The organism is Rhodococcus shunpengi (assembly GCF_048381395.1).
Taxonomy (GTDB): domain Bacteria; phylum Actinomycetota; class Actinomycetes; order Mycobacteriales; family Mycobacteriaceae; genus Rhodococcus.
In genome coordinates this window covers 18,976-27,342 of record NZ_JBLWIU010000038.1, presented here as the reverse complement: position 1 = coordinate 27,342, position 8,367 = coordinate 18,976, and the positions used below count along the sequence as shown (strand labels likewise).

Genomic DNA, 8,367 nt, shown 5'->3' with positions numbered 1-8,367 from the left:
GTGACGCCGCTGGCACTGTGGAACGCGCGTGCGGCCGGTCACGACGCCGAGCAGGTCGTCGACGCGCTGGTCTCGCATTCCCGGTTCGCCGTCCCGCAGGCGCTGCTCGTCGACATCGTCGACACCATGAGCCGCTACGGGCGCCTCCAGCTGGTCAAGAGCCCCGCGCACGGCCTGACCCTGGTCAGCCTCGACCGGGCGGTGCTCGCCGAGGTCCTGCGGAACAAGAAGATCGCCCCGATGCTCGGTGCGCGCATCGACGACGACACCGTGATCGTCCATCCGAGCGAGCGCGGACGCGTCAAGCAGATGCTGCTGAAGATCGGCTGGCCGGCCGAGGACCTCGCGGGGTACGTCGACGGCGAGGCCCATTCGATCTCGCTGGACTTCGAGACGAATCCGTGGCACCTGCGCGACTACCAGGAACTGGCCGCCGATTCGTTCTGGTCGGGCGGCTCGGGTGTGGTGGTGCTGCCGTGCGGTGCCGGTAAGACGATGGTCGGCGCGGCCGCGATGGCGAAGGCCGGCGCGACGACGCTCATCCTCGTGACGAACACGGTCGCCGGGCGGCAGTGGAAGCGCGAGCTGATCGCCCGCACCTCCCTCACCGAGGACGAGATAGGCGAGTACTCGGGTGAGAAGAAGGAGATCCGTCCGGTCACCATCGCCACCTACCAGGTGATCACCCGCAAGTCGAAGGGTGAATACCGCAATCTCGAGTTGTTCGACTCCCGCGACTGGGGGCTGATGATCTACGACGAGGTGCACCTGCTGCCGGCGCCGGTCTTCCGTATGACCGCCGATCTGCAGTCCCGCCGCCGCCTCGGTCTCACCGCGACCCTCGTGCGCGAGGACGGACGCGAAGGCGACGTCTTCTCGCTCATCGGCCCGAAGCGGTTCGACGCGCCGTGGAAGGACATCGAGGCCCAAGGCTGGATCGCCCCCGCCGACTGCGTGGAGGTCCGCGTGACCCTCACCGACGCCGAGCGCATGGCGTACGCGGTCGCCGAGCCCGAGGAACGGTACAAGCTGTGCTCGACCGCCCGCACCAAGATCCCGGTCGTGAAGTCGATCCTCGAGCAGCACCAGGACGCCCCGACACTGATCATCGGTGCCTACATCGATCAGCTCGACGAGCTCGGTGAAGCGCTCGACGCCCCGGTCATCAAGGGTTCGACGAAGACGAAGGAACGCGAGGCGCTGTTCGACCGGTTCCGGTCGGGCGAGTTGAAGGTGCTCGTGGTGTCGAAGGTCGCGAACTTCTCCATCGACCTGCCGGAGGCCTCGGTCGCGATCCAGGTGTCGGGCACCTTCGGTTCGCGTCAGGAGGAGGCCCAGCGTCTCGGGCGGCTGCTGCGTCCGAAGCACGACGGCGGCCAGGCCCACTTCTACTCCGTGGTCTCGCGCGACACCCTCGACGCCGAGTACGCCGCGCACCGCCAGCGGTTCCTCGCCGAGCAGGGTTACGCGTACCGGATCACCGACGCCGACGACTTGCTCGGACCGCAGATCGGCTGACACGGAGCGCCGACCAGTCCACTCCGAGCGGGGACCAGAGACTTCACGCCCTTCCAGCACTGCGAGCAGTTCGCTAAACAAGGCTCCGGTCCGCTGCTCGATCTCATCGAAGACGTCGATCAGATCTTCGAGAGTCTCATGATCCCATCGGCGGGCAGCGGTGCCGCGGTCGTAATACGGAGGGCCGAGACTCTCCGGCTCAAGCAGCCCATCGGTATCGTCCTGTAGGGGAACAGGTAGCGCCCTACACGATCGGGGTGGGTCATCGCGGTCAAAGCCCGAGGTTGGTGACAGCGTTGCCGATCAGAGGCGGATGCTCGCGGGCGTAGGTTTCGAGCATGGCCGGGGTGGTGTGCCCATTCTGGCACATGATCGCGTGCGCGCTCTCACCGTTGTAGAAGGCCTGGGTGGCTTGTCCCGGACAGGGTCGCAGTGACCGATTCGTTTGGACTGGGCGGGTATGCGGCGTGGCGGTGGTGGTAGCGATACTGGCGACCCCGCGGACCAGCGTGGCCGGCCAGTAGACTCGTTCCCCGGTCTCTGTGACGGTCGCCGTGGTACCTAGGAGGTAGGCGGCGACGGTGTGCGGATTCGCTGGCAACGCGGCGTGCCCTTTCTGTTGGCACCAGGCGTGAACTGGGTCCCGTCCGCGGTGTAGTTACGTCGAGTCGAATCAGAACGGCCGCGGGTGACGGTGGCGTCGACCTGAGTGGAGCGTCTCTTCCGGCAACATCAATCGGTATAGCGCGGCCGATACTTCTGCGCTCGGACGACGCCGTCGTCGTAATTGTCGACGTACTCCCCCGCCTCTGGCGTGTAGTCACCACCGACGCGTTCTGAGTCGTAGGCCATGAACACCACATCAGGACGGCCGTCGTTGAAACGGCGAAAGGTGTCATAGTCCCACCCGTCGGGGGCGTAGTCATCGTTCCACCGCAATCGCGCGACAGGAACGAACCCTGCGTCGGCGTAAAGCTTGGGAAGAACGGTATCGAAGCAGTCCAGGCGTCGTCCGCCGCGCGCGGTGGCCTGAGAGAGCATCGACTGCACGGCTTTCGGGTGCGCGCAGTCCTTGTGCGCGAACGCCGAAACGATCTCATCGCCCTTGAGCGCGACGCCGGCCTTTCCGTCATCGGTCACCAGCAGCCGCATCTGCCGGTATTCGTCCTCGTCATAGACGTATACCGACGCAGCGTAGGGATTCTTGTCGGTCAGCTCGAGCATCTGGGCGCGATAGACATCGGAATCGGTCGGGCCCAGCTCATAAAGCGTCGGCGCCGACATCCCAGCGGAGGCGAAGCGTTCGCGCTCGGCATCGGACAGTGTGTGCTCGGCGATGGGCGTGACCTCGCGACCGTCGATCAGAATCCGAGCGCTTCGGCCTCCTCGATCTCCGGGTCGCTCCAGTAGTCCTCGATCTTCTTGCGCTGGTCCTCCGGAAGCTCCGGGCTCCACCCGTACTGCCTCCAGAACTTCTCGCGGCGTTCCTGCGTCATCGGTTCCTCGTTGTGCATCGTCGGTTCCTTCCTGACCGGTCTGTCCTGCGCGGGCGCGGCGCAGTGCGTCGGTTTGCTCGGCTCGTAGTTTTTCAGCATCGCGCAGGCGCAGGGTCATCGCGTGCCGTATGTTCGGGTCGGCGGTGGTAGCGACCGCTGCGCGGAGTTCGCTCTGGCCACCGGGTGTGGCGTCGTACAACGCCAAGGCGTGCGCGTGGTCAGCTTCGGCTGCAGCGAGTCGGTCTTGCAACCGCATGTGAGTCGGATTGTCGGCCAGCCGAATGCGTGCAACCTCGACGCGGGATACGGCTTTGGCGACGCGGGTGCGCATGTGCGGGGTGCAGCGCGGGCCGGGTTTGGGTTTACACATCGGCGGCCACCTGTGCGGTGATCGCGTCGATGAGGACGGCGAGGGCGCGGCCGAATTGGTCGACGCGCGCGTCGTCGGGAGTGCGGGGGTCGGTGAGGTAGACATCGCGGCGCAGCTCGATCATCACCGAGGACACGCGTTCATCGCGGCCGTAGTGGTGCAGCGGCACGTAACTTCCCGCGTAGGGGGTGTTCTCGGCGATTTGGTCGACCGCGGGTAGGGACGCGAATGCGCCGTGAACGGCGTCGGTCAACCATTCGGGGGTGTGGACGGTGTCGGTGCCGATGCACAGTGCCGGACGTTCGGCGGCCGGGTCTTCGAAGCTGGAGGGGGTGGCGGGGTAGGAGTGCAGGTCGATGATCACCGCGCGTCCGCATGCGTGGAGGCGGTCGTCGACTGCGGTGGTGACTGCGTCGGCGTAGGGACGGAAATAGGTATCGATCAGGTGGGCGGTGCGGGGATACGGTTCGGCGCGCAGCGGCGTGCCGGTGCAGGTGCGGGTGTAGACCGCTCCCCTGCCGAACGCATTCGCCGGTTCGCTGGTGTCGGGGAATCGTTCGGGGTCGATCACCAGCCGGGAGAGGGTGTTGACCACGCTCGTCGGTTTCAGGCGGGTGTGGCGCAGTGCTGCGGCGGCGATCTCGTCGGTGGCGGTGTCGGTGGCTTCGTCGAGTTCGGCGGCGAGCTCGACGTCGGTGAGCAGCAGGTCTGGGCGCAGTTCGAGAGGGATGATGCGCGAGGCGTGCGGGACGTGGATCAGGACCGGTGATCGGTCGTCTCCGGGGGTGATGAGCGCGGAGTGCGGCACGGGGTGTTCCTTCTTGGTGGCGGCTTCCTAACAGTCCCAGTTCCATGCTGGGGTGGGGACGCGAATTGTTCTCGAGATGATGCCGATTCACCAAGCAGGTGACTGGTCGAGTGCGCCACGGAGGATCTGCGGGTCGATCAGGTTTCGGGCGTCATGTGTGGCACGGGCACGGCCGCACCGACAGATCAGCCCTGGTGATACCGATGTGGGGCGAGTTCGTGCCGGCATGCGATCTCGTCGCACAGCCACCGCGTCACCAGGGGCGCATTCACCGGCACGGCGCAGGGTGGTCTCGTGGAGGCGAGTGACGCGAGATCAGCGGATCTTCGACATGACCAAGCCCCACCGGCGCCGGGGTCGGCGCGGGTGGGGCTGGGTGAGGGTGGTGTCAGTAGAGGTTGTCGAGCTTGTCGAGGTCGACACCTTTGGTTTCGCGGCTGGTGGCCACGGCGATCACGGTGATGGACATGGTGATCACCAGGTAGATGATGACGGCGGTGGCGCTGAAGCGGTCGACCAGCCACACCGCGATGAACGGTGCCGGGGCGCCGGCGATGATCGACGAGCCCTGGAACACCAGCGAGGAGCCGGCGAAGCGGTACTTGGTGGGGAACAGCTCCGTGATCCACGCAGCTTCGGGGCCGGCGAGCATGCCGTGCAGCAGAGCGCCGATGCAGACGCCGACACCGAGGGCGGTCATGTTTTCGGTGTGCACCAGGGCGAAGAAGATCGGTGCCCAGATGACCAGTGAGATGGCGGGGACGAGCATCGCGATCTTGCGTCCCACCCGGTCGGACCACCATCCGCCGCCGATCATTCCGAGGAACTGGCACACCGAGGCGAAGGCGACGGTGGTGACGATCGCGCCGCGGGTGTAGTCGAAATAGGTGGTGGCGTAGGCGATGACGAAGATGGTGTAGACGTAGAACGCGATGTTCTCGCCGAGGCGCATGCCGAGGCCGTGGAGCAGCGGGCGCGGCTTACGCAGGGCCGCGATGATGCTGGACGATTCCTTGCGTGCAGCCTTGTCCTCGGCGGATTCGGCCTTCGCCTGTGCGGCCTGGTAGACCGGAGATTCCTCGACACCCCGTCGGATCAGGAACCCGATGATCAGCAGGGGCACGGCGAGGAGGAAGGCGACGCGCCAGCCCCAGTTGTCGAAGGCGTCCCCGGGGAAGACGACCGCAAGGATGCCGACCGTGACGGTGGCCAGGACGGTACCGGCCGGCGCTCCGGACTGCGGCCACGCCGCCCAGAATCCACGGCGCTTGGGTTCGCCGTATTCGCTGACCAGGATGACTGCGGCACCGAACTCGCCACCGAGGGCGAAGCCCTGGATCATGCGCAGGACCACCAGGGCGACGGTGGCCCAGATGCCGATCTGACCGTAGGTGGGGAGCAGCCCGATCGCGGCCGTCGCGCCACCGAGCATGAGGAACGTTGCCACCAGGATGGGCTTGCGTCCGAACTTGTCACCGAGATGACCGAAGACGATGCCGCCGAGAGGACGGGCGACGAACCCGAGCCCTTGTGTCGCGAGGGCCATCAACAACGATGCGACCGCATTGCCGCTGGGGAAAAAGAGAGGGCCGAGGACGGTCGCGGCAAGGATGCCGTAGATCGCGAAGTCGTACCACTCGAGGACGGCGCCGGCCATGCTGCCGGCCAGAACCCGCTTGAACGGAGTTCTCGTGGTCGGTGTGCCGGTGTCCGGTGGGACCGACGGCGTGCCCGACTGCTCGATGGTGGTCATGTCGTGCCTTTCGGATCAGGTTGTGTGGTGCGGCGGGGTGTCACAGCTGGAGGGTCACGGTGGTTCCGCAGGCGCGGGAGCAGCAGGTCATCATGGTGTTGCCGGCGGCGCGTTCGGCCTTGGTGAGGACCAGGTCGCGGTGGTCGACCTCGCCGTCGAGGACGGGGACTTCGCAGGCGCCGCAGATGCCTTCTTCGCAGTCGCTCTGGGCGTCGATGTTGGCCGCGCGCAGGGCTTGGAGCACGGTTTGGTCGGCGGCGACGGGGATGGTGATGCCGGAGTCTTTGAGCACCACGTCGAAGCTGTGTTCCTTGGCCGGGTCGAGGGCTTCGAGGGTGGAGGAGAAGTGTTCGACGTGCAGGATGTCGTCGGGCCAGTGCGCGGTGGCCTCGCCGAGTGCGGTCAGGAGGCGTTCGGGTCCGCAGGAGTAGATCTGGGTACCTTCGTCCGGGTCGGCGAAGAGGGCCTCGAGGTTCATGCGGGTGCCTTCGTCACTGGGATAGAGCCGGAGGTGGTCGCCGTGGTCGCGTGTGAGGCGGTCGAGGAACGCCATCGAGGTGCGTGAGCGTCCGGCGTAGTGGATCTCGTAGTCGCCTCCGGCGGCGTTGACCTGATCGGCCATCGCGATGATCGGGGTGATGCCGATGCCGCCGGCGACGAAGACATACCGTTTCGCGTCGGGGTCGAGCTTGAAGTGGTTGCGGGGACCCCGTACCCGGAGCGTGTCGCCGACGGACAGTTCGGTGTGGATCCACCGGGATCCGCCCCGGCTCTCGTGGTCGTGCAGGACCGCGATCTGGAAGGTGGTGCGATTGTTCGGGTCACCGCACAGCGAATATTGGCGTGAGACGGTGCCGCAGTCGAGGTCGATATGCGATCCGGCGGACCATTTCGGCAGCGGCCGCTCGCTCGTGTCGCGCAGGGTGATCAGCAGAGTGTCGTCGGCGACGGGTTCGAGGTCGGTGACGGCCATGGTGCGGGCGATGGTGTTCTTCGACGGTTCGCCGATCTTGACGGGCTGTCGCTGCGACAGCACCGTGGGGTCGGTGCGTTCGGGGTTGCGCGCCGGATCCCACTGCACCCATACGTGGTCGGGTCCGCGGAAGGAGGTGTTGGGCAGGTAGGTGAATTCCTGGTCCGGGACCAGTTCCATGTGGGGCAGGCGGCGTGTGAGTTCTTCGAGGAAGATCTGGATCTCCATGCGTGCGAGGTTTTTTCCCATGCACTGGTGGCTGCCGTACCCGAAGGTGAGGTGGTCGCTGGCGTTGTCGCGCCGGATGTCGAAGTCGTCGGCCTGGTCGAAGTGCCGTTCGTCGTGGTTGGCGGAGGAGTTGACGATCAGCAGTTTCGCCCCGGCGGGGATTGCGACGCCGTTGATGGTGGTGTCCGCGGTGACGAGACGCCGCCACGCGGCGACCGATCCGGAGTGACGCAGGCATTCTTCGACTGCGTTGGGGATCAGGCTCGGGTCGGCGCAGATCTCCTCCCACACGTCGCGATGTTCGAGCAGCAGCCGCAAGGCATTGGCGGAGGCGTTGGCGGTGGTCTCGTGCGCGGCGACGATGCCGGCCATCATCATCGAGTGCAGGTAGGAGTCGGTGACGACGTCGGGGTGTTCCTGCTGAACGCGGATACCGAACGGCATCCAGCCGTGCCCGTCGGGATTCTTGCGCATCTTGTCGAGAACGGTGCCGGCGAACTGCCAGAACTTCCCGACCGCGTCGGCGACGGCGACCTGCTGCTCGGGAGCCGGACGTCCCCACGTGTTGACGGTGTGCGCGATCGAGTACTCGCGCAGGGTGTCCATGTCTTCCTCGGGCACACCGAGAAAGTGCAGTGCGACGGTGAGCGGGACTTCCCAGAGCATCTCGTCGACGAGGTCGACGTGTCCGGTATCGACGAAGCGATCGACGTACTCGCGGGTCAGTCGACGCACCATCGGCTCGTGGTGAGCGAGCGCAGCGGGAGTGAACGGTTCCATCAGCGCCCGGCGTCGCGGCATGTGCGCGGGTTCGTCCTCGTTGACGAGGGTGCGATTCATGGCATAGCCGTAGCGGGCGAGGACGGCGTTCGCTTCGTCGGAGGTCGGGGTGATCTTCTCCAGGGCAATCGAAGGGGAGAACAGCTGGTTGTCGCGGAAGACGGCTTTGACGTCCTCGTAGCGGGTGACCACCCAGTAGTCGAGTTCGGGACTGTAGAAGACGGGCTCTTCGTCGCGCGACCAACGCAGCGATGCGGCCGGGTCCACCTGGTACGGCCCGGTGAAGGGATCGAACGATGCGGCGCGCGGGGAGACAGGGCAGCCGGTCGGGGAGGTGAAGGCGGTGTGGTCGATGGGGCATCGATTCTCGGGTGCCGAGTCGGGGGTATCGAGGACGGTGCCGTCCACCTGGCTTGTCATGATGCATCTCCCAGCTACGAA

At 66.1% G+C, this 8,367-nt stretch carries 6 protein-coding genes and 1 pseudogene; 1 reads left to right on the top strand and 6 read right to left on the bottom strand.

What is annotated here, in order from left to right; genetic code table 11:
- On the top strand, positions 1–1,518 hold a 1,518-nt coding region (locus ACNJ7K_RS27145), incomplete at its 5' end, for a DNA repair helicase XPB (protein ID WP_487041978.1).
- A gap of 271 nt (positions 1,519–1,789) precedes the next feature.
- Here ACNJ7K_RS27145 and ACNJ7K_RS27140 read toward each other — a convergent pair.
- The 6 genes and pseudogenes from ACNJ7K_RS27140 to ACNJ7K_RS27115 all read right to left on the bottom strand — a co-directional run.
- Positions 1,790–1,936 (bottom strand): annotated as a pseudogene (locus ACNJ7K_RS27140) (integrase); the annotation flags it as partial.
- Positions 1,937–2,250: 314 nt separating this feature from the next.
- Positions 2,251–2,802 carry a hypothetical protein gene (locus ACNJ7K_RS27135; protein ID WP_487042621.1) on the bottom strand — a complete coding sequence of 184 codons (552 nt, stop codon included), beginning with the start codon at positions 2,800–2,802 and terminating at the stop codon, positions 2,251–2,253.
- A 77-nt stretch (positions 2,803–2,879) separates the two neighbouring features.
- Positions 2,880–3,032: a hypothetical protein gene (locus tag ACNJ7K_RS27130; protein ID WP_487042620.1), complete on the bottom strand. Its 153-nt coding sequence runs from the start codon at positions 3,030–3,032 to the stop codon at positions 2,880–2,882.
- 344 nt (positions 3,033–3,376) lie between these two features.
- Positions 3,377–4,192, bottom strand: coding sequence for an N-formylglutamate amidohydrolase (locus ACNJ7K_RS27125; protein ID WP_487042619.1), 816 nt, complete (start codon positions 4,190–4,192; stop codon positions 3,377–3,379).
- A 388-nt stretch (positions 4,193–4,580) separates the two neighbouring features.
- Complete coding sequence (locus tag ACNJ7K_RS27120) at positions 4,581–5,945, bottom strand: MFS transporter (RefSeq protein ID WP_487042618.1); 1,365 nt, start codon at positions 5,943–5,945, stop codon at positions 4,581–4,583.
- Between the two features lie 40 nt (positions 5,946–5,985).
- Entirely contained in the window at positions 5,986–8,346 is a 2,361-nt protein-coding gene (locus ACNJ7K_RS27115) for a cytochrome P450 (protein ID WP_487042617.1), read from the bottom strand.
- Positions 8,347–8,367 lie beyond the last annotated feature (21 nt).